The organism is Agrobacterium sp. NPDC090273 (genome assembly GCF_044772305.1).
In the GTDB taxonomy this organism is placed as follows: Bacteria; Pseudomonadota; Alphaproteobacteria; order Rhizobiales; family Rhizobiaceae; genus Agrobacterium.
The window spans coordinates 1-23950 of the sequence record NZ_JBIVYN010000004.1 but is presented as its reverse complement, the minus strand read 5'-3'; the positions used below and the strand labels follow the sequence as shown (position 1 = coordinate 23950).

Here is a 23950-nt window from a genome sequence, read left to right as displayed (position 1 = left end):
TTCCTGTCTGAATGAAGAAAGAAGGTACGAAAATGTCTAACTCGCAAAACGGACGTCCCTCGCTGAAGAATTTTCTGAAGGCAACGACCGTTGGCGGTCTTGCCGCGCTGATGCTCTCGACCGGTGTTGCTGCGCCAATCGCACAGTCCTTCGCTGCTCCGGTTGAAGTCAACGCTCCGCAGGTTCCGAGCTTCGCCAACGTCGTCGATGCTGTTTCGCCTGCCGTTGTTTCTGTTCGCGTCCAGTCGAATGTCCAGCCTGCCTCCGATGACAGCAACAGCTTTTCCTTTAACTTCGGTGGACGCGGTCTTGACCAGCTTCCCGATGACCATCCGCTGAAGCGCTTCTTCAAGGAGTTCGGCGGCCCTAACATGGACCGTGGTGACCGCGGCGATCGTGGCCCGAACCGCCACCGTGATGGCAAGGGTCCGCTGCGTCCTGTTGCACAGGGCTCCGGCTTCTTCATCTCTGAAGACGGTTACGTCGTTACCAACAACCACGTCGTCGATGACGGTTCCGCATATACGGTTGTCATGAACGACGGCACCGAACTCGATGCCAAGCTGGTTGGTCGCGATCCGCGCACCGATCTGGCTCTGCTCAAGGTCGATGTGAACCGCAAGTTCACCTATGTCCGCTTTGCCGATGACAGCAAGGTTCGTGTCGGTGACTGGGTTGTTGCAGTCGGTAACCCGTTCGGCCTCGGCGGTACTGTTACCTCGGGTATCATTTCTGCCCGTGGCCGCGACATCGGCTCCGGTCCTTACGACGATTACCTCCAGATTGATGCTGCTGTGAACCGTGGTAACTCTGGTGGTCCAGCCTTCAACCTCAACGGCGAAGTGGTCGGTATCAACACCGCGATCTTCTCTCCGTCGGGTGGTAACGTCGGTATCGCGTTTGCTATCCCGGCCTCCGTCGCCAAGGACGTGATTGCCGATCTTCAGAAGGACGGCAAGGTTGAGCGTGGTTGGCTCGGCGTGCAGATCCAGCCGGTAAGCAAGGATATTGCTGAATCGCTGGGTCTGTCTGAAGCAAGCGGTGCTCTGGTCGTTTCTCCGCAGGCCGGTTCTCCGGGCGACAAGGCCGGTATCAAGCAGGGTGACATCATCACCGCTGTCAACGGCGATCCGGTGAAGGATGCACGTGATCTCTCGCGTCGTATCGGTGGCATGGCGCCGAACAGCAAGATTGAAGTCTCGCTGTGGCGTGACGGCAAGTCTCAGTCGGTAACCGTGACGCTCGGCGATCTGGCTAGCGACGATGCTTCCAAGGCAACGCCGACCCAGAATGACGACAACGGCAGCCAGCCTTCCAGCGAAAAGGCTCTCTCCAGCCTCGGTCTGACGGTTGCGCCTTCCGATGACGGCAATGGCCTTGCCATCACCGATGTCGATCCTGATAGCGATGCCGCCGCTCGTGGTCTGAAGACGGGTGAAAAGATCACCTCGGTCAACAACCAGCAGGTTGCGTCCGCAGCCGATGTCGAGAAGATCCTCGAACAGGCCAAGAAGGACGGTCGTTCCAAGGCGCTGTTCCAGATCCAGACGGAAAATGGCAGCCGCTTCATCGCTCTCGATATCGATCAGGGCTGATGATCTGAACGGGACGGGGAGCGGCTGGTGCCGTCTCCCCGCCACCCCGATATGAAGCAGGACGCAGGCCGGCTCCCGTCGGCCTCCCGCCGTATATCCGGAGGACTTCTCGTGGAAAACAAGGTTCAGGAACTGTCTCCCGCATCTGTTTCCGGTTGTACGGAAAAGGGCGAGGGCGCTATTGTCCCGCACATGAAGATTCTAGTCATTGAAGACGACCTTGAGGCTGCTGCCTACATGACAAAGGCGTTCCGGGAAGCCGGAATTGTCGCCGATCACGCCAGCGACGGTGAAAGCGGTTTGTTCATGGGCTGCGAAAACGCCTATGATGTCATGGTCATCGACCGCATGCTGCCGCGTCGCGACGGACTGTCCGTCATCAGCGAACTGCGCCGTCGCGGTATCGAAACCCCGGTTCTGATCCTGTCCGCACTCGGACAGGTGGATGACCGTGTCACCGGGCTGCGTGCCGGTGGCGACGACTATCTGCCCAAACCCTACGCCTTTTCAGAGCTGCTCGCCCGTATCGAGGTGCTGGGCCGCCGCAAGGGCAAACCCGAACAGGACATGGTTTATCGTGTTGGCGATCTGGAACTGGATCGGCTCTCCCACGACGTGCGCCGCAACGGCAAGGAAATCCTGCTGCAGCCGCGCGAATTCCGCCTGCTGGAATATCTGATGAAGAATGCCGGACAGGTCGTGACCCGTACCATGCTCCTGGAAAATGTCTGGGACTATCATTTCGATCCCCAGACCAATGTTATCGACGTGCATGTGTCCCGTCTCCGCTCGAAAATCGAGAAGGACTTCGAGAAGCCGCTTTTGAAGACCATTCGCGGTGCGGGTTACATGATGAAGGACGAGGGCTGATTGGCGAAAATGGCCCGCCTTAGAATATTGTTCCGGTCCACAGCGGTCCGCCTGTCGGCGCTTTATATCCTGCTGTTTGCACTGTGTGCCGCTTTCCTGGTGTTTTACGTTACGGCTTTGTCGGAGCGCCTGCTGAACCAGCAGACGCGCGATGCCGTGCTGCAGGAAGTGGCCGATGTGCAGCGCATCTATGGCCGCGGCGGCATCAATCCGCTGTTGCGGATGATGGAGCGTAGGGCACGCCAGCCGGGAGCAAGCCTCTACATCATCGCTGGACCGAACGGTGAAATTCTTGCCGGTAATGTCGCCTCCGTGGAACCGGGCGTGTTCGACAAGGAGGGCTGGACAGGCTTCCCCTTTAGCTACGAGCGTTACTCGGAGAGCGGAGACAGTGTGCAGCATCTGGCAACTGCCAATGTTTTCACGCTGGACAATGGCCTGCGCATCCTGATCGGACGCGACCTTGGTGAACCAACCAAATTCCGGGCACTGGTCCGCAACGCGCTGATGGTTGCGCTGGCGATCATGAGTGCCGGTGCGCTGCTCATCTGGTTCGGCATTGGTCGCAACGCCCTGAAACGCATCGACCGCATGTCTGCCGCCACGAAAAAGATCATGGCGGGCGATCTCTCACAGCGTCTGCCGCAAGGCCGCTCCGGGGATGAGTTCGATCGTCTGTCGGGCTCGCTCAATGCCATGCTTGGTCGCATCGAGAAGCTGAATGAGGGGTTGCGGCAGGTTTCCGACAACATCGCCCATGACCTCAAGACACCGCTGACGCGATTGAGAAACAAGGCCGCCGACGCATTGAACGATGCCGATGAAACGAAGCGGCGCGCTGCCCTTGAAGGGATCATCGCGGAATCCGACCAACTCATACGCACCTTCAATGCGCTTCTGATGATTTCACGTGTTGAGGCAGGTTCCATTGCTGCCGAAATGACCGATGTGGATGTGTCTGCGATCGCTGCCGACAGTGCGGAACTTTACGAACCTGTTGCAGAAGACGCCGGGCTGGTTCTGACGACCGAGATCGAGGAGGGGTTGTCCGTCAAGGGCAATCGCGAACTGATCGGTCAGGCACTTTCCAACCTGATCGACAACGCGATGAAGTATGCGAGCGAAGCTGAGGGCGAGAAGAAGCTCGTGGTCCGACTGACAAAACAGCAGGATTCCATCGTGCTCTCCGTCGCCGACGACGGGCCGGGAGTTCCCGCCGACAAGCGCGAGGAAGTGCTGAAACGGTTCGTGCGACTGGATGAAAGTCGCTCCAAGCCAGGAACAGGCCTCGGTCTTTCTCTCGTGGAGGCCGTTATGGAGTTGCACAGTGGTTCATTGGCGCTATCAGACACCAATCCAGCCAATGCCGCATCTCCGGGCCTGACCGTTTCCATGGTTTTTCCAGTCACAAAATCGTAGCCGGCAGGAGATTATCGTCGACTTCCGGGGGACTGCTGGTGCGTCAAATGGCGCCTGTTCTTTTGTGTTGAACTGAAGAATATTGATCGAAATATTGCTCTTTGGTTCATTCTGATCTCTGTGTTTTTCATGGCGATCGGCACAAGGAAGACTGACAGATGGCAAGCGCGGCCCCGGCGGATATGGAACGGCAAGGTCCGATCATTCTCTTCGATGCCGAATGCGTTCTGTGCGCCGCAAATGCGCAATTCGTCCTGAAACACGACAGGGCAGGACATTTTCGGCTGGCCTCCATGCAGGGCGTCATCGGCGCGGAAATCTACCGACGTCACGGTATGGACCCGAAAAACCCGGTCAGCCTTCTGCTTGTCGATGGCGACAGGATTCGCCAGGACAGTGACGCCGTTCTCGGCGTCTACGAAGCGCTAGGCTTTCCTTGGCGGTTGCTCGGCATAGTGCGTGTCATCCCCGCTTTTCTGTGTGATCCTGTTTATCGCCTTGTCGCGCGCAACCGATATCGCTGGTTCGGGAAACGGCAGGAGTGCTGGGTCGCGCCGCCCGAATACAGGAGCCGAATCCTTTGAACGGGAAGTGCAGGCGTTTTTAAAGATCGTCATTTGAAAATCGATTGGGGTGTGCGTCGGTGAAGATATTGATCCTCGGCGGTTATGGTGTGTTTGGCGGTCGGCTTGCAGAACTGCTTGCCGATATGTCCGGTCTGGAAATTCTGGTCTGCGGTCGAAAGCTGACCCGCGCCGAGGCCTTTTGTGCGGGCTATAAGGGGCGGCCGAAACTTACGCCCGTCGCACTCGATCGTCAGGATATTAAAACTGCCTTGCACGTCCATGCTCCCGGTCTCGTTGTCGATGCTTCGGGCCCTTTTCAGGATTACGGGACCGAACGCTACGCAGTTTTAGAAGCGTGTCTTGAGGCACATATCGATTATCTGGACTTTGCCGACGCCGCCGACTTTGTTTTCGGTGTCAGCCAGTTCGATGCCCACGCGAAGTCCGCGGGTGTGTTCGTTCTCTCAGGTGTCAGCAGTTTTCCCGTTTTGACGGCGGCTGTTTTGCGCGAGATCGCCAAGGAGATGGACGTCGTCTCGGTACAAGGTGGCATCGCGCCTTCCCCTTATGCCGGAATTGGTCTGAACGTGATGCGCGCCGTGGCGGGTTATGCCGGGGCGCCGGTCAAGCTCCGGCGAGACGGCAAGCACGCTCACGGCATTGGGCTGGCGGAAAGCATGCGCTACACAGTGGCTGTTCCCGGAAAGCTCCCGCTCAGGAACGTGCACTTCTCACTGGTCGATGTGCCGGACCTGCAGGTGATCCCGCCGGAACATGCGACAATGAAAGATATCTGGATGGGTGCTGGTCCCACGCCTGAAATTCTGCACCGCATGCTCAACCTGCTGGCAAAAGCGCGAGCGCGTTTTGGTTTGCGTTCCTTCGAGCCGCTCTCTGTCTTTTTCTATACCGTCTTGAACCTGTTGCGCTTTGGCGAACACCGGGGCGGCATGTTTGTGCACGCCCACGGTCTGGCAGACGGCAACCCCACGGAGATGAGTTGGCATATGTTGGCGGAGGGGGACGATGGTCCTTACATCCCCTCGATGGCAATAGAAGCGATCATTCGCAAATTGCAGGCTGGCGAGCGACCGCAACCAGGTGCCCGCTCGGGCGCCCACGCGCTTGATCTTGCCGATTACGAAAGGCTGTTTCGCCGCAAGACCATTTTCACCGGTTTCCGTCGTGACGAACCAACTTTGCCCTTGTTTCGCAAGGTGCTGGGCTCGGCCTTTGACGATCTGCCGCCGCGACTGCGCGAACTGCACGAGAGTCTTGCAACCCGGAACTGGCACGGCTTTGCTGAGGTCCGGCGCGGACAAGGCATCATGGCGCGAATGATCTCCGCACTATTCGGCTTTCCCAAAGCGGCAGATCAGGTGCCCGTCAGCGTAACACTTACTCCTGAGAAAGACGGGGAGCGCTGGACACGCAACTTCGGCGGAAGACGCTTCTCGTCTGTTCAGTCACCTGGCTTCGGCAAGGATACGTATCTGCTGCTGGAACGTTGCGGCATCGTCACGGTGGCCCTTGCACTTGTGCTGCACGATGGCCGGTTGGCGTTCGTTCCGCGTCGCTGGCGCGTGTTGGGCGTCCCGTTGCCCGACTTCCTGCTGCCATCAGGTGCGAGTTTCGAAACACAGGAAGGCAACGATTTCTGTTTCGACATCGATATTTCGCTGCCGTTGATCGGCCCGATCGTTGCGTACAAGGGAAGGCTGCAACCAGCGCAGGCGCGGCAGGATTTGCCGGTCATTGAGGACGTCGCCTAGCTCCAAAGGAGCGGCTCATCTCACCCGGTGAGCGGAAATCGATTTGGATTTTCGCTCCGATGCGGTAGGGACGATATGCAGGTATGGGACCCTGCAGGCAGGGAGAGAGACAGTGCAGAAGACAAATGCCGAAGGCAAATGGCTTGGTGACGTTCAGCCGGATGTGATCCGCCCTTATACGCAGGCCGAACTGAAGTCGGTGTTGTCGACGCTGAAGGACATCGGTCGTAGCGAACCCGCTGTGGCGGATCTGCTTGCGGGAGAAAGCACGCTCAAGACCTTCATTGCCAACGCCTTTACTCTTTCGCCTTATCTGCGTGACATGGCCACGGCGGACGAAGGTTTGCTGACGCTTGCCATATCTGGTCCGGTTGAGCCACTGCTCGCAACGCTGGTGGAGGAAGCGCGCGATAGCTGGAAGCCTGCGGAAGATGCGGGAACCCCTGTTGAAAACGAAGTCATGTCGAGGCTTCGTATCGCCAAACGCCGGCTTTCCTTCATCGCCGCACTTGCCGATCTCGCACGGATCTTCACCGCCCGCGACACAACGCGCTGGTTGAGCGATATGGCGGATGCGTCGCTCTCAGCCGCCATCGACCATCTTCTGCTTGCAGCGCACGAGGGCGGAAAACTGGTCCTCAAGGATGTGGCTGCACCGAGCGAAAGTTCGGGCCTGATCGTTCTCGGAATGGGCAAACTCGGCGCGCACGAACTGAACTATTCATCCGATATCGACGCAGTTGTCTTTTTCGAGCCGTCCGCAGGCATCATGAAAGACCCGCTCGATGCGACCGAGAATTTTGGTCGCATGATGCGCCGTCTCGTCCGCATCATGCAGGAGCGCACCGCGGACGGTTATGTGTTCCGCACCGATTTGCGACTTCGCCCGGACCCCGGCTCGACGCCCCTTGCCATTCCGGTTGAAGCAGCGCTGACCTATTACGAGGGCCGGGGTCAGAACTGGGAGCGCGCCGCCTACATCAAGGCGCGTCCGGTTGCAGGCGATCTGAAGGCAGGCGCCAACTTCCTGCGCGAACTGACGCCGTTCATCTTCCGCAAATATCTTGATTATGCGGCGATTGCCGACATCCATTCGATCAAGCGGCAAATCCATGCCCACAAGGGACATGGCGCGATTGCCGTGAAGGGGCACAACGTCAAGCTCGGGCGTGGCGGTATTCGCGAAATAGAGTTCTTCGCCCAGACGCAGCAGTTGATTGCCGGCGGTCGTATGCCGGCATTGCGCGTCCACTCCACCGAGCAGGCGCTGGCTGCCTTGACCGAAGCGAAATGGATCGATCCGGAAACCCGCGATAGTCTGGCGGACGCTTACTGGTTTCTGCGTGAGGTGGAACACCGCATCCAGATGGTACGGGACGAGCAGACCCACACCTTGCCGGACAGCGAGTCCGAACTGAAACGCATCGCCTTCATGCTTGGTTTTGCCGATACCAAGGCCTTCGCCGAAAAGCTCGAGGGTGTGTTGCGTCTGGTGGAGCGCAAATACTCTGCCCTGTTTAAACAGGAAGTGAAGCTCTCAGGCGATGGTGGCAATCTGGTTTTCACCGGCCAGAAAGACGACCCGGATACGCTGAAGACCTTGGCTTCGCTTGGTTTCCAACGGCCGGAAGATATTTCCCGCGTCATCCGCACCTGGCACAATGGCCGCTATCGGGCAACGCAATCTGTGGAAGCACGCGAGCGACTGACGGAATTGACGCCGGACCTGCTGAAAGCCTTTGGTGAAAGCACACGCGCGGATGAGGCGCTACTGCGGTTCGACAATTTCCTCTCCGGCCTGCCTGCGGGTATCCAGCTCTTTTCGTTGCTCGGCAACAATCCGGCACTTCTGTCGCTGCTGGTAACGATCATGTCTTCTGCGCCAAGGCTTGCCGAAATCATCGCGGCCCGTCCACATGTGTTCGATGGCATGCTTGATCCCGCTCTGATGAGCGATATTCCGACGCGCGATTATCTTGCTGCCCGCATGGACAATTTCCTGTCTTCTGCGGTTCACTACGAGGACGTTCTGGATCGGCTGCGCATCTTCGCCGCCGAACAACGCTTCCTGATCGGTGTGCGACTGCTGACTGACGCCATCCATGGCGATATTGCCGCCCGCGCTTTTACTCATCTTGCCGATCTGGTGATCGAGGCGGCACTGAAAGCAGTGCTGGCGGAAATGGAAACAGCGCATGGTCAATATCCCGGTGGCCGCGTTGCTGTCATGGGCATGGGCAAGCTTGGTTCGTTCGAACTCACAGCAGGTTCGGATGTCGATCTGATCCTGCTTTATGACTACGACGACACCGCACATGAATCGACCGGTGCCAAACCGCTCGATGCCGTGCGCTACTTCACCCGTGTCACACAAAGGCTGATCTCGGCACTTTCCGCCCCGACGGCGGAGGGGGTGCTCTATGAAGTCGACATGCGCCTTCGCCCTTCGGGCAACAAAGGTCCGGTCGCGACACGCATCGCAGCCTTTGAGAAGTATCAGCGCACGGAGGCCTGGACTTGGGAGCATATGGCCCTGTCGCGCGCAAGGCTCATCTGCGGCGACGCCTCGTTGATCGAGGATGCCGGAAAGATCGTTGCGTCAATCCTATCCGAGAAACGGGATGTGTCGAAAGTCTCCGCAGATGTTCTTGAAATGCGCTCGCTGATTGAGCAGGAAAAACCGCCGGAAAACATCTGGGACTTCAAGCTTATCCCCGGTGGTCTGATCGATCTGGAGTTCATCGCGCAATTTCTGGCGTTGGTCGGACCCGCCAAGGGACTGCCTGCGCACAAGCCCGGCCTGAGTACACGTGAAGCGCTTCAGGCCATGGCAGCGGGAACAATGGACCCGATGGCCTTCGACGACTGCATGAAGGCGATGGCGCTTTACACGGAAATTTCGCAGATCGTCCGTCTGTGTATCGATGGCGGCTTCAATCCGAAGGAAGCCCCGGCAGGTCTGGTCGACCTTGTCTGCCGTGCGGGAGATTGCCCCAATATTCAGACCCTGGAAGGTGAGGTGAAGCGACTGTCGAAGGCGGTACGCAAAGCCTATCAGTCAACGGTCAAGAATGGCGGCTGACGGGCCAACGTCTTGAACGGAAGCCCATTTCTGCCGTTGCGATATCAATGCTTCGTGCCGCAACGCGCCTCGGCATGGGGAATGACAATCGTGACCACCGTGCCCTTGCCCTCGCAGGAGCGGATTTTCATCGTGCCACCATGCAGCTTGACGAGTGAGCGCGAAATGGCGAGGCCGAGACCTGAACCGCCCTGGCTCTTGGCATATTGGCTTTGTACCTGTTCGAAAGGTTGGCCAATCTTGTCGAGCGCCTTGGCGGGAATGCCGATGCCTGTATCGGCAATTGTCAGCATAAGGGCGGCTTCATGAACGTGGGTGCGAAGCGCGATGTGACCGCCGTCTCCCGTGAACTTCACGGCATTGGACAAAAGGTTCAGCATGATCTGCTTCATGGCACGGCGGTCGCCGTGCATGGTCAGGCCTGAGCAGACGCGCTGGTGAACGGTAATGGCCTTCTGTTCCGCCTGAATGGCGGTAAGCCGCAGCGTTTCCTCGATCAGCGGAGCAAGATCGACCGTCTCGCGGTTGATGCGCATATGTCCTGCTTCGATCTTCGACATGTCGAGAATGTCGTTGATGACGTTCAGCAGGTGTTTGCCGCTGTCGTGGATGTCGCGCGCATATTCGGAATACTTCGGTGAGCCCACCGGACCGAACATTTCCGCCAGGAGGATTTCGGAAAAGCCCAGGATGGCGTTGAGCGGCGTGCGCAGTTCATGGCTCATATTGGCAAGGAACTCTGACTTCGCCTTGTTGGCAGCCTCTGCGCGTTCTTTTTCTGACAGGTAATTGGCGTTGACCGCAGATAGCTCTGTCTTCTGGCGCTCCAGTTTGTGTTGCGAGGCCGAGAGATCGCCAATCGTTGCCATCAGGCGACGCTCGGATTCGCGCAGGCGCTCCTGATGGCGCTTGAGAAGCGAGATGTCGGTACCGACAGAGACAAGCCCGCCGTCGCGGGTACGGCGTTCGTTGATCTGCAGCCAGCGATCATCGGCGAGCTGCACTTCCATGGTGCGGGAGAGGCCGGATTGATCCGGATCGGCAACGCGGCGTTCTGTAACCGGACGCGAGGCGGCAGCCAGCAGGACAGCCTTTTCGGTGCCAGCGACGAGAACGCTGTCCGGCAGACCGTAAGCCTGCTGGTAATGGGTGTTGCACATCACCAGACGGTCGTTCTTGTCCCAGAGAACGAAGGCTTCCGAGGTGGATTCGATCGCGTCGGCGAGGCGCTGATCGGCCTCTGCATAACGTTGTGCCAGACGGTGCTGCTCGGTGACATCCATGGCGATGCCGATCACACGCGGACCATTGTTCGTGCGAATGACCTGGGCACGGGCGCGCAGCCAGACATAATGTCCCTTGGAGTGGCGCATGCGGAAGATCTGGTCGATCTGGCGAAGGTTGCCACAACCCACAGCGCGGGCGAGTTCATAGAGGTTGCCGTCCTCGGAATGCATCATGCGGGCGGCGTCGGAGAAGGACAGGGGCGCTGCCTTCGGCGGCATGCCCAGAATTTCATAGAGCGATCCCGACCAGAACATGCGCCGGGTGGACAGGTCGAAATCCCAGAGACCGCACCGGCCGCGCGACAGCGCGGTCTCAACCCGCAGGTTGGATTCTGCAAAAATATCGTCCGCATCGCGGGCGCGTCTGACCTGCATGTAGTAGGCGTAGAGGATAACGAGCAGGATGGCGGAAATGCCTGCGAACAGCGTCACGTTCATGGCAATTTCGCTGCGCCAGAAAGAGCGGATCGGCTCAAGCGACCTGGCGGCAATCACCATGCTGCCGTCGCTGCCGAACGGGATCATCGTGGCGTAGTGCTGGATGCCGTCGATCGTGGTCTCGACGGTGCCGGGTGCACCCGGAAAGCGCTGGACGATAGCAATTTCCGGCAGCAGAGCGGGAAGGGCGGTGCCAATGTAAAGCGGCGCTTGCTTGCCTGCACCGGCAAAGATCCGGCCATTGCTGCCTGAGAGCAGAACCAGGGTCCCATCGGCAAGACTGCCCGGCGGCAACGCGGCCAGCAGGCTTGTTTCCGCGGGCGTGCGATCCTGCACGGCGAAAACCTTGCCATTGTTGAGTAGGGCGGCCTTTGCCGTAAGCGCGGTCAAGGCCGTGCTGTGGCGGGCAGCTTCCTCCATGCGGCTGTATTCGGAAACGATACCAAGCACGCGCGATGCCGCAACGACAACGAGGAACGCCAGAATAAGAATAGGAATCAAACGCTTGAGCAGGCTCTCAACCTGCGGAATTCGCCGCTCGTCGCCATCCATCAGACCCATCAGATCACTGGAGAGGCGCTCTCCCCAGGCCGCAAAGTCTGAAAATTTGGCATACGGCCGCTCATCGCCCGCAGTCGCCCGCCGCACGTTCGTCATTGTCCCGCCTTGTGATTGTCCCTCATGGAATTCGAAGCGCCGCCGCCCGAATCTGCCTTAATGAATCATTTGCGATTCTCCGTGTCCAGAGGGAGAAGTTAAAAGAATTTTAACCCTTTGAACCGACTCCGCATTTTTTCACGTCGATCGGAGAGGTGATTTCACCGTCGCTGTCGTTGCCGAAAAACAGGACGCCGACGCATCGCTTTTCTGCGAACAGGACGCGTAGCCGGAAACGATTTTTCACGCTTGCGAATAGGCATAGAGAGCAGGCTCCAGCGTCTGGACAACACCATTGCCTGCGGCCGGAAGCCTCGCCACTAAGGCGCTGACGACGTCCTCGCGGTTCGCCGCGAGCACTTTGGCCTCGAGACTGTGCAAGGCAGGGGCCCCATCCAACTGAACGCTGCAAGAAGACCGATATAGATCACGCACTGCGTTTTCGGATCGAGCATCAAGGCCGCTCCAAAGATTTTGGATAGCTTCAACTCAGGCGACCTGCCGTGGGGTTCCGGCGATGAGGCGCTGGAGCAATGTGCCGATTTGGGACATGTCACATATGAATTTCGCCACCCGATCGTGCTGTCAGCGTGATCGGGCTGAAGAAACAAATCCGCCGCCTTGATTGGGATCAAGGCGGCGGAATACGTTCTCTGTCATGTCTGGGCGATGCGCTTTTGCTCGCTATCAGCCCTTCAGGATACGCTCGACGATATCGCCGACATCGGCCGACAACCCTTTGGTTTCAGCGATCTGCGAGAGAGCCGCTTTTGCCTTTTCTCCGCGATTGGCTTCGAGGGAACGCCAGGAGCGCATCGATGTCAGAAGACGTGCCGCAAGCTGCGGGTTGCGTGTGTCGATGGCGATGATCTGCTCTGCCAGGAAACGATAGGCAGCGCCATCCGGTCGGTGGAAACCGGTGGGATTGCCGAAGGCCAGTGTTCCGACCAGCGAGCGAACGCGGTTGGGGTTGGACGGGATGAAATGCTTCGACGCCATCAGTCCCTTGATCCGTTCCAGTGCGCCTTCACCCGGAATTGCGGCCTGCAGCGAGAACCACTTGTCCAGCACCAGTGCGTTATCCGCAAAGCGACCTTCGAAGTCTGCAAGAGCCTCGACGGTCTGTGGTTGCTCGGGGAAGCGTTGCGTCAAAACGCTCAGGGCATGAGCGAGGTCGGTCATGTTGCCAGCCGTTGCATAGGCCCGGGCTGCACGATCCGGCGTTTCCTCGGCAAAAGCCAGGTAGTTCAAGGCGCTGTTACGCAGCGACCGGCGACCGGCATTCTCGGCGTCGGGGCTGTAGGCGCCTTCGTTGCCATAGGTTTCAAACAGCCCGGTGAACGTGGCAATACCAGCCTTGGCTATGGCAGCGATTGTTGCGTTACGCGCCTTGTGAATGGCGTCAGGGTCCGTGTTACGACCGAGTTCACGGGCAATGTCCGTTTCACTGGGCAGCGCAAGCGCCTGCGCCCGGAAGGCGGGTTCGAGGCTCTCGTCACCGGCGACTTCGATCAGCGTCGCGATGAGGTCGGCATCCGCAACAACATCACCACCGGCATGGATGGCTTTCGTGGCGGCAATCAGCGCCGGCAAGGCCAGCTCTGTCAGAGCCTGGAAGCGGGCAAACATATCCGTTTCGTGCCGGGCAATCTGCACGAGATCAGCAGGCCGCTGCACGAAGTCGATGTTCACGGGTGCAGAGAAGCTGCGATTGATTGAAACGACCGGCCGCGATGAGATGCCGGAGAAGGTGAAAGTCTGGCGACGCTCAGTCAGGTGCAGCACACCGTCACGGTAGTCACCGCCCTCAACGGACTTCGGTTCGGCGATCTGACCATTGTCGAGGATCAGCGCCAGCGACAGAGGAATATGCCGTGGCTGCTTGACCGGCTGGCCGGGTGTCGGAGAAATAGTCTGCTCCAGCGACAGTTTGAACGTGGAGGTGGCAGAATCGTAGTCCGTCGATGCGGCAACAAGCGGCGTTCCGGCCTCGGTGTACCACAGTGCAAACTGTGTCAGGTCACGGCCACTGGCATCGGCAAAGCTCTTGACGAAATCCTCGACCGTCGCTGCTTCACCATCATGGCGCTCAAAGTATAGGTCCATGCCTTTCTTGAAATCACCTTCACCGAGGATCGTCGCGATCATGCGGGTGACTTCAGCACCCTTTTCGTAGACGGTCGTGGTGTAGAAGTTGTTGATTTCACGATAGCTGTCCGGGCGCGGCGGATGAGCCAGCGGACCGGAGTCTTCAGGGAACTGTTCGGACTTCAGGTGACGCACATCGGCAATGCGCTTGACCGGTCGCGACCGCATGTCGGATGAAAATTCCTGATCGCGATAAACGGTCAGGCCTTCCTTGAGGCAAAGCTGAAACCAGTCGCGGCAGGTAATGCGGTTGCCGGTCCAGTTATGAAAATATTCGTGCGCGATGATGCGTTCGATATTGGCATAGTCCGCATCGGTTGCGGTTTCGGGGTCTGCCAGCACGAACTTGTCGTTGAAGACATTGAGCCCCTTGTTTTCCATCGCGCCCATGTTGAAATCGGAAACGGCGACGATCATGAAGATATCGAGGTCGTATTCGCGACCGAAGCGCTCTTCATCCCACTTCATCGAACGCTTCAACGCGTCCATGGCATAGGTTGCGCGCGGCTCCTTGCCGTGCTCGACATAGATCTTCAGCGCGACATCGCGGCCGGACATGGTGGTGAAGGTGTCCTCCACAACGCCGAGGTCGCCTGCGACAAGCGCGAAGAGATAGCTGGGTTTCGGATGCGGATCGAACCAGGCAGCGAAGTGCCGGCCTTCGTCGTAGTTGCCGCCGCCAAGGAAGTTGCCGTTCGACAGCAGCAGCGGATTGCCTTCCTTCGCCGCGATGATTGTCACGGTATAAGGTGCCAGAACGTCAGGACGATCGGGGAAATAGGTAATCCGGCGGAAGCCTTCGGCTTCGCACTGGGTGCAATAAACGCCATTGGTGCGGTAAAGCCCCATAAGCTGCGTATTCACCTGCGGATTGATGTAGTTTGTCACGCAGATCTCGAACGGCGTTTCTTCCGGCAGATCGCGGATCGTCAGGCTTTCCGGCGTTGCGTCATATTGCGAAGCGGGAAGCTCGATCTGGTCCAGGAGGACACTCGACAGCTTCAGTTCGTCGCCATCCAGGATCAGAGGGGCGGTCTTTTCCGCGCCTTCTCGTCTATGGAAAATCAGACGGGCCTCGACCTTGGTATTCTTGGGGTCGAGTTCGAAAGTGAGATCCACGCGCTCAAGAACGAAATCGGTAGGGCGGTAATCTGCCAGGTGAACGACCTGGCCCGTATCTGTTCGCATGACTATTCCTGAATAATTCTGTCGATCGTCGGCCAGGCATCATGTCGTCACAAAGCCTGAATGTAAAATACGGAAGTACTCGTCACGTTCATGTGAGCGTCGCGGGACATTCTGTCCCCGGAAAGAGGATCAAACCCGCAGTGTAGTTTGTCCTCTGGCCGCTGGTTTCTGCGGACCATGGCAGCAAATGTTGAACGATTGCTGAAGTTGTTTTGATTTTTATGAAAATTTTCAAGGTTGGCGTCGGTTGCATTTCAAGGACTGCCGTCTCGCATAAGCAATCAACCGAATTCATGGATGGATAACGATTTTTGATGTGAAGCGGTGGCACATTTGTTCTAGCTTTGCGGAAATTCAATTCCCCCCTTGCGTCGTCCTTTTCGTGCGAAAAAATCTTCGATGGCGTTTTGTGCAGACGATATGAGTAACTGCCGATGAGCGCCGATGCCTATAGTCCCGTTCGCGGGATTTCCATGAAGCTGATTTCGGTCGGCTTCTTTCTCATGATGCAGACCTGCATCAAGGCGTCAGGGCCGGATGTGCCTCCGGGGCAGATAACTTTCTTCCGCTCGGCTTTCGCCATTGTCCCGATCGTCGTCTATCTGGCCTGGCTGCACGCATTGGCAAGTGCATTACATACCAACAATCTTGCGGGCCATTTCAAGCGCGGTTTTCTCGGCATCCTGTCGATGGCCTGCGGTTTTTATGGTCTTACATTGCTGCCCTTGCCGGAGTTCATCGCCATCGGTTATGCCTCGCCATTGCTCGCCGTGGTGTTTGCCTCGCTTATCCTGCGGGAAAAGGTCAGGGTCTATCGCTGGAGCGCTGTCGCTATCGGCATGGTCGGCGTCCTAGTCATTCTGTGGCCGAAAATGACGTTGCTGCGTGAAGGCGGGTTCGCTGCGGGCGAGGGGACGGCGGCGATTGCCGTTCTTGTCGGCGCCGCGCTGGGTGGCCTGGCAATGATCCAGGTACGGCAACTGGTCGAAACGGAAAAGACGCCAACCATTGTCCTGTACTTCTCGCTGACGGCAGCCTTGCTGTCCTTGGTCAGCGTGCCATTCGGCTGGTTGTGGCTCAATCCCCAGCAGGCGGCCCTGTTGATTGGCAGCGGCATCTGTGGTGGCGTGGCGCAGATCTTTTTGACGGAAAGCTACCGGCACGCCGAAGTCTCGATCATCGCGCCTTTCGAATACAGCTCCATCGTCTTCGGAATTGCCGTGTCCTACGTTCTGTTTGGTGATATTCCGACAACAACGATGCTTATCGGTACGGCGATTGTCATCATGGCCGGTATTTTCATCATCCTTCGCGAGCACCAGCTTGGTCTCGCCAGAAAAGCGGCGCGCAAAGCCTCGACGCCACAGGGATGAATTTCCTTTTGGGGTTGCCGTCAGCCTGTAGTGTGTCTTGAAATGCAAAAGGCGCCTTTCCGGAGAAAGACGCCACAGCGCAGTTCTTCATGTCGCATCGGCAGGTCGCCGATCAAACAATCTTAGCGTTCGCGAAAATCCGCAAAAACAGCAGAAGGACGCGTAACGCGAACCTGCTGCGCAGCAGCGCGAGCCGTCATCTGTTCATTGGCGGCAGCGCCAAAACGATGATAGCCATTGCTCGAACGGGGGCTGAGGCCCGCCAGACGAAGCGTTTCAAAGCCGGAATGCACCGGACGGAAGCGAGTGGTCATTGCCTTGGTTCCTTAAACCTTTTCCTCCCAAGACATGGCGGGATATATCGCAGCGCAGCATGGATTCGGCAAGCAAGGCAAATGCGCCGCTGTTATGCGCAAAATGCATGGCTTTTTTCACAAATCATTTACATTGAGCAGAAAGGAGGCATTTACGATTGCGTGATACGCGCCCTGAATGCCAATAAATCCTGCCAGGACAATGACTTGGAAGCGGGGGCGTTCAAAAGTTCCTGCGGATGCAGGCTGGCAAGGGCGGGCAAAACAAGGTGCGCGGCGGCGACATCCCGCCACTGTCCGCGCATGGTATGAATGGTTCCGCTGCCGCCAAAGAAGAAACGTGCGGTAAAGTTGCCAAGAAGCAACAGGTGTTTTGGCTCGTAAAGCGCGATTTGACGCTCGATGAACGGGCGGCAAATGTCCATTTCCGCCTGAGTCGGCTGGCGATTGCCCGGGGGGCGCCAGGGGACGACATTGCCGAGCACGATACCGCTGCGCTCGAGCCCGATTGCCGCCAGCATGCGCTCAAGCAGCAACCCGGTTTTGCCGGCAAATGGAATGCCTTCACGATCATCGTCGGCGTCGGGCATGGAGCCGATCACCATGATGCCGGAGGCAGGGCTACCTTCTGCGAAGACGGTGCTGCGCGCGCTGTTCTTCAGGTTGCAGCCGTTGAAGGCTTCCACAGCAGTCTTGAGTTCTTCGATGGAGCGGGCGCTTTCGGCCGCAAAGCGTGCAGCCGCCACGACCTGCTCGTCCGGAACGGCGACATTCTGTTGAATGGCGGGAGTGGGCGGCGCAGCTCTGCCCGAAGCGGCTGCCGGCCGTCGCGATGGTTCGGCCGAGCCTGCCGGTCGATCATTGCCCTGACGGTCGCCCTGGGGAGCTTCCTGCCTCGCCGTTGATCGTGCCGGGCGGCTTGTCGCAAATTCCGCGAAACGGTTAATCGACTGGTCTTCGAGAAGCCAGTCCACGCCCGCATCCGCATGGAAATGCAGAAGCGCGGCAAGTTCTGCCGGGGAGAGGTCGTGGGCCGAAATCATGAGGGAAAACTATCCCAAGTCCCGGCCCGGCGAAACCCGTAAATCACGCTGTCCAGCGTTCAATGTCTCCGCTTTCGCCGATCATGGCGAGACCGTGGGCGATGGACAGCATTTCGCCGCCGCTTTCGATCTTGTCCGTACCGAAACGACGGGTGAAAAGCTCGCGGACGGCTGGCACGAACGACGTGCCGCCAGTCAGGAACACCTTGTCGATGGCGTCAGGCGCGGTGTTGGTCTTGACCAGAACCTCGTCCAGCGCTTCCTCGATCTTGCCGAGGTCTTCGGAGATCCAGTTGTTGAAATCGCTCCGCTTGACGGTCTTGCGTCCAGCTTTGCCGAGCGGGGCAAAGTTGAACTCTGCCTCTTCCTGAGACGACAGCGCCATCTTGGTTGCGGAGATGGCCTGATAAAGGGGATAGCCCTCATCGTGCTCGACCAGATCGATGAACATCTCCAGCTTTTCCGGCTCTATCGCTGAACGGACCAGCGATTTCAGATCGGAAAACTCTTTCGAGGTCTTGAAGATCGACAACTGGTTCCAGCGGCCGAAATTGACGTAGTAACCCGAGGGGACGTCGAGAACCTTGTCGAAGCTTTTGAACTTGCTGCCTTTGCCGATTTCCGGCGAGACGAGGTTGTCGATCATGCGGAAATCGAAATGGTCACCGGCAATGCCGACACCCGAGTGGCCGATTGGCGTTGCCGAAAGCCTTCCGCCATGGGTTTCGAAGCGGATCAGCGAATAGTCGGTGGTGCCGCCGCCAAAGTCGGCCACCAGAACATTGGCGTCCTTCTTCAGGCTCTGCGCAAAGTAATAGGCGGCTGCGACAGGCTCATAGACATAATGAATTTCCGGGAAACCGGCGCGTGTCAGCGCTTCATTGTAACGGGTCAGCGCCAGTTCTTCATTCGGGTTCGTGCCTGCGAAGCGTACCGGACGTCCGGCGATGACTGTGGAAACGTCGTTGTGCCATTCGTCTCCGGCATAGGTCTTCAGCTTGCGCAGGAACACCTCCATCAAGTCTTCGAAGCTCTGGCGCTTTGCGAAGATCAATGTGCCCTGAAACAACGAGGATGCGGCGAAGGTCTTGATCGACTGCAGGAAACGACAATCGCCGGGATTGTCGATGAACTGGCGGATAGCGGCATGGCCTGCTTCCACATGCAAGGCAGCGGCGCCAAGGGCGTTATCCTTCATGAAGGAGAGAGCGGTGCGCATGCTGTCTGCCGTTCCCGCACTGCTGGTGAAGCGCATGGAGTGGCTGGTGGTGCCAGAATCGGAAATTGCCATGACCGTGTTGGTCGTGCCGAAATCGAGGCCGAGTGCCCTTGCCATAGCGGATATCCTTATGTGTCAACAAGAGATGCGCCGGAAGCCAGTGAGCATCCGGACAGATAAAGGGACGCAAAAAAGCGCCCGCCTGTTTTGAAGAGGGCGCGTGATCGCACAGGCAATTGTGAATAGCAAGCGCGTGGCGTCAGTTTTTTGACGGGGGCATCCGCATCGCCTCTGCTCTTGCTGCAATCCAGGCCGCAAAGGTTGCCATGGCCTTCGTGACGCTGCGCGACTTCAGACGGGTCAGCCAGTAACACCCCTTGGAAACATAGACCGGGAAGGGTTGCACCAGATCGCCGGATGAAAGCTGGCGCTGGAACATCAGTGGCGGGGCAAGTGCGATGCCGATACCTTGCATGGCTGCCTCGACCATCGGCACGGATGAATCGAAGACGATACCTTTGATCCGTGGTGCCGCCACGCCTGCCGCTTCGAACCAGCCCGGCCACTCGTCCGTGCGGTAGGAGCGCAAGAGCGTATGCTGGGCAATGTCCTGTGGGCCTTCAAGCTGTTCGGCAATGGTGGGAATGCACAGCGCCGAGAGTGGTGCCGAAAAAAGCTCGTCCGCCTCCGTGTCATGCCAGGCGCCATTGCCGAAACGAATGGCAAAATCCAGCCCCTCTGCAGCGATGTCGACACGGTTGTTGTTGGTCGAGAGGCGAACATCGATGAAGGGGTAAAGCTCGTTAAACTCCTGCAGGCGCGGCAAAAGCCAGCCGACGGCGAAAGTTCCAACTGCGCCGACGGTCAGGACCTCCTGAAGGTGACCATCCTCGAAGCGCTGCAGCATGTCGGCCATACGATCAAATGAATCACGCAGGGTTGGCAGCAACGCCAAGCCTTCGTCGGTAATCATCAGGCCACGGGGAAGACGACGGAAAAGCGTTACGCCGAGGCGTTCCTCCAGTAATTTCACCTGATGGCTGATCGCAGTCTGGGTGACGCACAGTTCTATCGCAGCGCGGGTAAAGCTCAGGTGGCGTGCGGCAGCCTCAAAGGCGCGAAGAGCGTTCAGCGGCAGGTGGGGGCGGACCATGCGGCCATCTCCATTCAACGGGCTATGACATTTAAGCCCAAGTTTAATTCATGCCTTACGGCAGATATCATCATTTGTCGCTTGCCTGCAAACGCGCCTAAATCGGTACGATCAGACATTGAGTGGTCGCCAATCCAAGGAGAATGAAACATGATGACAAGACGATTTACCGCCGCATTTTTTGTGGCGATATCAATCTCTTGCCTGCCATCTCGTAACGTGCTTGCCGCAGAGCCGGTGCATTGCACGGTTGTTCTTGATGCCGAAAGTGGCGCTGCGCTCCATCGCAATGGCAAATGTGAAAAAGCATTTGCACCGCAATCCACATTCAAGTTTCCTTTGGCTATCATGGGATATGACGCAGGTATCCTGAAAGATGCGACGACCCCGCGATGGAACTACAAGAGCCTGTGGAACCGGCCGAAGCGTGAGCAGAAATCGGTCGACCCGACGATCTGGGAAAAAGACTCGATTGTCTGGTATTCGCAGGAAATCACCAGAAAGCTGGGGCAGAAAAAGTTCGCCGATTATGTGCGCGATTTCGGATACGGCAATGCTGATGTGAAGGGTATCCCGGGCCAGACGGATGGTTTGACGGAATCCTGGCTGATGTCTTCCCTGAAAATTTCCGGTGACCAGCAGGCTGATTTCGTACGCCGTTTCATCAATGGAAAATTGCCGGTCTCGAAAGCCGCATTTGACAAGACGCGGGCGGTCATTCCGCAATTTGCCGCAGACGATGGTTGGCAGGTGCATGGCAAGACCGGTTCCGGTCGCATGCGCAACAAGGCTGGCAAGCCGGATGGTGATGCCTGGCTTGGCTGGTTCGTCGGCTGGGCAGATAAAGGGGAGCGGCGTGTTGTGTTCGCACGGCTTAACATCGCCGATTGGAGCCGCGAAGAACCAATCAGCTTCGTGACGCGCGATTCGTTGATTGCCGATCTGCCGGCGCTGGTGAAATAAATCAGCGTACGAGGCGACGTACCAAAAAGATCAGCACCAGGCCGACGATGGCAACCATTGCTCCGCGCCAGATCCACGGGCTCTGGTCGATCATGAAGCTGGAGGCTGGGTAGGGGAAATATCCGCTGCCCTGTCCCATCCAGACGAGGCCGATAAGCGTAAGCAATACGCCAAGGACACCGAGGGAAATTCGAAGCACGCGCATCATAGACCCCATAAGCATAACCTCCCCGCACCATAATGCAGGGAGGTCGCCGATGTCATGCGAAACTGACACATATGGATTTGTCAGGTCTCCGCGTAGTAACGGGTCACGACGTTGGCGTGGCTGTCTTCATTGTCACCCGGCCTCTGAAGGTTGTTGCCATCCTTGGAAGTGTTGCCGTTGACGGCTGCATCCAGGAGACCGCGAATGATGCGATCCTGTTGCGCTTCGACTGCCCGGTTGCGCGCAACTTCGAGTGCCGCTTCCTTTTCGGCCAGACTGCGGCGCAACGCAGCTCTTTCGCTCATCGCATCGGAACCACTGTTCACAGTATTTCGAACAGGCGCCGTTGTCGGCTGCGTCGACGGAGAGCTTGCGACCGGTGCCGGATTGGAAGCGCCAGACTGTGTCGATGGCATGGGCTGCTGTGCCTGTGCTCCGCCATTCTTGCCAGCTTCGGACGTATTCGTTTCTGAGCCGGGAGACTGACCTTCCGTCGGTGTCGGAGATGGTTCGTTCGGTTGCGGCTCCGCTGCTGGCGTGCCCACAGTACCATCTTGTCCGGAGGACGAATCGCTTTCGGTGTTGTTTGCCGGGGCCTCGTTTGCAGGAGCTTGTTCGTCGGGTGATTCTACCGGCGCAGCGCCGTTGTCGCTTGCAGAGTCTTCCTGCTCGGCTGATGGAATTGCGGCATCGTCGGACTGCGAAGGCGCCGGAGAATAGGTGCCATCATCGATGTCCTGCTCGTCGCCCTGTTCTTCTGCGGACGTGGGCGGCGTGCTGCCCGCCTGGTTGTCGCTGTTCGACGGGCTCGATGGCTGGTTGGCTGTGGTGTTCGACGTATTGCTGTTCTGCGTCGAACTGGACTGATTGCCCGACGTTGCGCCGGGGGTGGTCGGTCGGAGGATGTTTTCTAACATGTCGGAATGCCAAATTGATAATGGGCAGTCCGTATTCGCACGCGCCTCAATATTGCGTGCAGTCGCGCACTCGCATTTAGTTAAAATGTGCCGGTATCTGTGGTTTTTATAATGATTTTCAGAAATAATTATTCTGGAGCCGAAGTTTCGGCTCCAGAATTGTTGTTTTATCAGTTCGACTTCGATGCACCGCCATCGACGCGCAGCATCGTGCCGGTGATGTAGCTGGCAGGCTGGGAGCACAGAAAGGCTCCGGCGGCACCAAATTCCTCGACGGAGCCAAGCCGTCCGGCGGGAATGGTCTTGACCGATGCTTCCCGGATTTCTTCGACGCTCTTGCCGAGACGCTTGGCGTTTGCGCCATCGAGTTCATCGATACGGTCGGTGTGGATGCGGCCCGGAAGCAACATGTTCGCCGTGATGCCGAAGCCCGCGACCTCACTCGAAAGCGTCTTGTTCCAGCCGACAAGGGCGCCGCGCAGCGTGTTGGACAAGGCAAGGTTGGGGATCGGCTCGAAAACGCCAGAGGACGCGACGGTCAGAATGCGGCCCCAGCCTTGTTCCTTCATCTGCGGCAACAGGGTGTTGGTCAGGGTAATGACGCGCAAGACCATGGACTGAAAGAAGGTATCAAGCTTGTCGGCGGTCATTTCCTGTGCCAGGCCGGGGGTAGGGCCGCCGGTGTTGTTGACGAGAATGTCGATGCCGCCGAGCTTTTCCTTGACCGCCTGCGTCATGGCATCAACGAAACCTTCGTCAGCAAGGTCGCCCCAGACCCAATCGGCCTTGCCTTTGCCGAGAGCATTGATTGCCTTGCAGTTTGCCTCCAGCTTTTCACCGCTTCTGCCAACCAGAAGAACGTTTGCGCCTTCCTTGGCGAGAGCAGTTGCTATGCCGAGGCCCAGCCCACGCGAAGATGCGAGAACAAGGGCGCGTTTGCCGGAAATGCCGAGATCCATGACGAATATCCTTATGCCGAAATGCAGATGACAGTGTTTATAGGTGGCGGTGGCTCGCATTTGAAGGCTGGTTCAAGCCCGAATGGTTTTTGAGTGCCGATTATTTTTGATGCTAGCATCACGCTTTGCTGATCGGCGGTTAATCGGTTCGATTTCCAAGTGCCCATTCTCATCGCCTCTTCATTTGCGATAGTATGGTCGCTTGACGCACAATCAGCGTGAATTTACTATTACGTGAACGTAAAGGTAATACCGCAAACTTAGTCATCAGGTTGTCTGACAAATATCTGGCATACGACATGTTTTGCCGCTATAGAAGCTCGACAAGTGTGTCATGCTTTGCGAAGACAAAAGGCATCGATAAAGCTGCCTTGAAAGGTGCAGCTATCTGATTTCGCGATGAACCGCGGGATCGACAGTTGCCGCGATGGGTGGAAACAACAGCCGGAAGGGACCGGCGAGTGAGAGGGTAGAATGACCGAACCGATGGAACTCCCTGAACGGGAATCGATGGAATTCGATGTCGTGATTGTTGGTGCAGGTCCCGCTGGCCTTTCTGCGGCGATCCGTCTGAAACAGATCGATCCGGATTTGTCTGTGGTTGTTCTGGAAAAGGGCGGCGAGGTCGGCGCGCACATCCTCTCGGGTGCGGTTGTCGATCCGATCGGCATCGACAGGCTGCTGCCGGGCTGGCGCGAGGAGGAGGGGCATCCCTTCAAGACCGAGGTCAAGGACGATCAGTTCCTGTTGCTCGGCCCGGCCGGCTCGATCCGCCTGCCA

19 protein-coding genes are annotated in these 23950 nt (G+C 57.9%); 9 read left to right on the top strand and 10 right to left on the bottom strand.

The window, feature by feature from the left end; translation table 11 throughout:
• The first annotated feature begins 32 nt into the window (after window positions 1-32).
• The 6 genes from ACIQT8_RS12105 to ACIQT8_RS12080 all read left to right on the top strand — a co-directional run bounded on the left by ACIQT8_RS12105 (window position 33) and on the right by ACIQT8_RS12080 (window position 9304).
• Window positions 33-1595, top strand: a complete 1563-nt coding sequence (locus ACIQT8_RS12105) for a Do family serine endopeptidase (protein WP_138794899.1) — start codon at window positions 33-35, stop codon at window positions 1593-1595.
• A 111-nt stretch (window positions 1596-1706) separates the two neighbouring features.
• Window positions 1707-2465, top strand: a complete 759-nt coding sequence (locus ACIQT8_RS12100) for a response regulator transcription factor (RefSeq protein WP_138794900.1) — start codon at window positions 1707-1709, stop codon at window positions 2463-2465.
• Between the two features lie 9 nt (window positions 2466-2474).
• Window positions 2475-3884, top strand: coding sequence for a sensor histidine kinase (locus ACIQT8_RS12095; protein WP_400965481.1), 1410 nt, complete (start codon window positions 2475-2477; stop codon window positions 3882-3884).
• Between the two features lie 158 nt (window positions 3885-4042).
• A complete protein-coding gene (locus tag ACIQT8_RS12090) occupies window positions 4043-4468 on the top strand; it encodes a thiol-disulfide oxidoreductase DCC family protein (protein WP_400965478.1) in 426 nt (141 codons plus the stop codon).
• A gap of 59 nt (window positions 4469-4527) precedes the next feature.
• The gene (locus ACIQT8_RS12085; RefSeq protein WP_400965475.1) at window positions 4528-6222 is read left to right on the top strand and encodes a DUF4166 domain-containing protein; all 1695 of its coding nucleotides are present in this window, start codon (window positions 4528-4530) and stop codon (window positions 6220-6222) included.
• A gap of 112 nt (window positions 6223-6334) precedes the next feature.
• Entirely contained in the window at window positions 6335-9304 is a 2970-nt protein-coding gene (locus ACIQT8_RS12080) for a bifunctional [glutamine synthetase] adenylyltransferase/[glutamine synthetase]-adenylyl-L-tyrosine phosphorylase (RefSeq protein ID WP_400965472.1), read from the top strand.
• A 44-nt stretch (window positions 9305-9348) separates the two neighbouring features.
• Here the strand turns inward: ACIQT8_RS12080 and ACIQT8_RS12075 are convergent, their stop codons facing one another.
• The 3 genes from ACIQT8_RS12075 to pepN all read right to left on the bottom strand — a co-directional run bounded on the left by ACIQT8_RS12075 (window position 9349) and on the right by pepN (window position 15021).
• Window positions 9349-11685, bottom strand: a complete 2337-nt coding sequence (locus tag ACIQT8_RS12075; RefSeq protein ID WP_400965469.1) for a PAS domain-containing sensor histidine kinase — start codon at window positions 11683-11685, stop codon at window positions 9349-9351.
• Between the two features lie 243 nt (window positions 11686-11928).
• Window positions 11929-12066 carry a hypothetical protein gene (locus ACIQT8_RS12070; RefSeq protein WP_400965466.1) on the bottom strand — a complete coding sequence of 46 codons (138 nt, stop codon included), beginning with the start codon at window positions 12064-12066 and terminating at the stop codon, window positions 11929-11931.
• Between the two features lie 306 nt (window positions 12067-12372).
• On the bottom strand, window positions 12373-15021 hold the full coding sequence (gene pepN, locus ACIQT8_RS12065; RefSeq protein ID WP_400965463.1) for an aminopeptidase N: 2649 nt from the start codon (window positions 15019-15021) through the stop codon (window positions 12373-12375).
• A 434-nt stretch (window positions 15022-15455) separates the two neighbouring features.
• On the opposite strand from pepN, the gene ACIQT8_RS12060 reads away from it, so the two are divergent.
• A complete protein-coding gene (locus ACIQT8_RS12060; RefSeq protein WP_138794906.1) occupies window positions 15456-16394 on the top strand; it encodes a DMT family transporter in 939 nt (312 codons plus the stop codon).
• 122 nt (window positions 16395-16516) lie between these two features.
• Here ACIQT8_RS12060 and ACIQT8_RS12055 read toward each other — a convergent pair whose 3' ends face one another.
• From ACIQT8_RS12055 to ACIQT8_RS12040, 4 genes are all read right to left on the bottom strand, one after another.
• Complete coding sequence (locus ACIQT8_RS12055) at window positions 16517-16708, bottom strand: hypothetical protein (protein ID WP_138794907.1); 192 nt, start codon at window positions 16706-16708, stop codon at window positions 16517-16519.
• A gap of 152 nt (window positions 16709-16860) precedes the next feature.
• Window positions 16861-17751 carry a uracil-DNA glycosylase family protein gene (locus ACIQT8_RS12050; protein WP_400965459.1) on the bottom strand — a complete coding sequence of 297 codons (891 nt, stop codon included), beginning with the start codon at window positions 17749-17751 and terminating at the stop codon, window positions 16861-16863.
• Between the two features lie 43 nt (window positions 17752-17794).
• Entirely contained in the window at window positions 17795-19087 is a 1293-nt protein-coding gene (locus ACIQT8_RS12045; protein ID WP_400965456.1) for an Hsp70 family protein, read from the bottom strand.
• A gap of 142 nt (window positions 19088-19229) precedes the next feature.
• Entirely contained in the window at window positions 19230-20123 is an 894-nt protein-coding gene (locus ACIQT8_RS12040) for a LysR substrate-binding domain-containing protein (RefSeq protein WP_400965453.1), read from the bottom strand.
• A 153-nt stretch (window positions 20124-20276) separates the two neighbouring features.
• On the opposite strand from ACIQT8_RS12040, the gene blaOXA reads away from it, so the two are divergent.
• Window positions 20277-21086 carry a class D beta-lactamase gene (blaOXA, locus tag ACIQT8_RS12035; RefSeq protein ID WP_400966321.1) on the top strand — a complete coding sequence of 270 codons (810 nt, stop codon included), beginning with the start codon at window positions 20277-20279 and terminating at the stop codon, window positions 21084-21086.
• A 1-nt stretch (window position 21087) separates the two neighbouring features.
• Here blaOXA and ACIQT8_RS12030 read toward each other — a convergent pair whose 3' ends face one another.
• The 3 genes from ACIQT8_RS12030 to ACIQT8_RS12020 all read right to left on the bottom strand — a co-directional run bounded on the left by ACIQT8_RS12030 (window position 21088) and on the right by ACIQT8_RS12020 (window position 23170).
• Window positions 21088-21303, bottom strand: coding sequence for a hypothetical protein (locus tag ACIQT8_RS12030; RefSeq protein WP_400965450.1), 216 nt, complete (start codon window positions 21301-21303; stop codon window positions 21088-21090).
• A gap of 71 nt (window positions 21304-21374) precedes the next feature.
• Window positions 21375-22211: a hypothetical protein gene (locus ACIQT8_RS12025; RefSeq protein ID WP_400965449.1), complete on the bottom strand. Its 837-nt coding sequence runs from the start codon at window positions 22209-22211 to the stop codon at window positions 21375-21377.
• A gap of 170 nt (window positions 22212-22381) precedes the next feature.
• Window positions 22382-23170, bottom strand: coding sequence for an SDR family oxidoreductase (locus ACIQT8_RS12020; RefSeq protein WP_400965446.1), 789 nt, complete (start codon window positions 23168-23170; stop codon window positions 22382-22384).
• Window positions 23171-23644: 474 nt separating this feature from the next.
• Between ACIQT8_RS12020 and ACIQT8_RS12015 the strand changes: the two genes are divergently transcribed.
• Window positions 23645-23950 (top strand): NAD(P)-binding protein (locus ACIQT8_RS12015; RefSeq protein WP_400965444.1); only part of this gene is annotated, 306 nt, incomplete at its 3' end.

Coding starts and splice junctions, on each gene's coding strand:
- ACIQT8_RS12105 (WP_138794899.1), top strand. CDS start 33: ATGTCTAACTCGCAAAACGGACGTCCCTCGCTGAAGAATTTTCTGAAG.
- ACIQT8_RS12095 (WP_400965481.1), top strand. CDS start 2,475: ATGGCCCGCCTTAGAATATTGTTCCGGTCCACAGCGGTCCGCCTGTCG.
- ACIQT8_RS12090 (WP_400965478.1), top strand. CDS start 4,043: ATGGCAAGCGCGGCCCCGGCGGATATGGAACGGCAAGGTCCGATCATT.
- ACIQT8_RS12075 (WP_400965469.1), bottom strand. CDS start 11,685: ATGACGAACGTGCGGCGGGCGACTGCGGGCGATGAGCGGCCGTATGCC.
- pepN (WP_400965463.1), bottom strand. CDS start 15,021: ATGCGAACAGATACGGGCCAGGTCGTTCACCTGGCAGATTACCGCCCT.
- ACIQT8_RS12060 (WP_138794906.1), top strand. CDS start 15,456: ATGAGCGCCGATGCCTATAGTCCCGTTCGCGGGATTTCCATGAAGCTG.
- ACIQT8_RS12055 (WP_138794907.1), bottom strand. CDS start 16,708: ATGACCACTCGCTTCCGTCCGGTGCATTCCGGCTTTGAAACGCTTCGT.
- ACIQT8_RS12050 (WP_400965459.1), bottom strand. CDS start 17,751: ATGATTTCGGCCCACGACCTCTCCCCGGCAGAACTTGCCGCGCTTCTG.
- ACIQT8_RS12045 (WP_400965456.1), bottom strand. CDS start 19,087: ATGGCAAGGGCACTCGGCCTCGATTTCGGCACGACCAACACGGTCATG.
- ACIQT8_RS12040 (WP_400965453.1), bottom strand. CDS start 20,123: ATGGTCCGCCCCCACCTGCCGCTGAACGCTCTTCGCGCCTTTGAGGCT.
- blaOXA (WP_400966321.1), top strand. CDS start 20,277: ATGACAAGACGATTTACCGCCGCATTTTTTGTGGCGATATCAATCTCT.
- ACIQT8_RS12030 (WP_400965450.1), bottom strand. CDS start 21,303: ATGGGGTCTATGATGCGCGTGCTTCGAATTTCCCTCGGTGTCCTTGGC.
- ACIQT8_RS12025 (WP_400965449.1), bottom strand. CDS start 22,211: ATGTTAGAAAACATCCTCCGACCGACCACCCCCGGCGCAACGTCGGGC.
- ACIQT8_RS12020 (WP_400965446.1), bottom strand. CDS start 23,170: ATGGATCTCGGCATTTCCGGCAAACGCGCCCTTGTTCTCGCATCTTCG.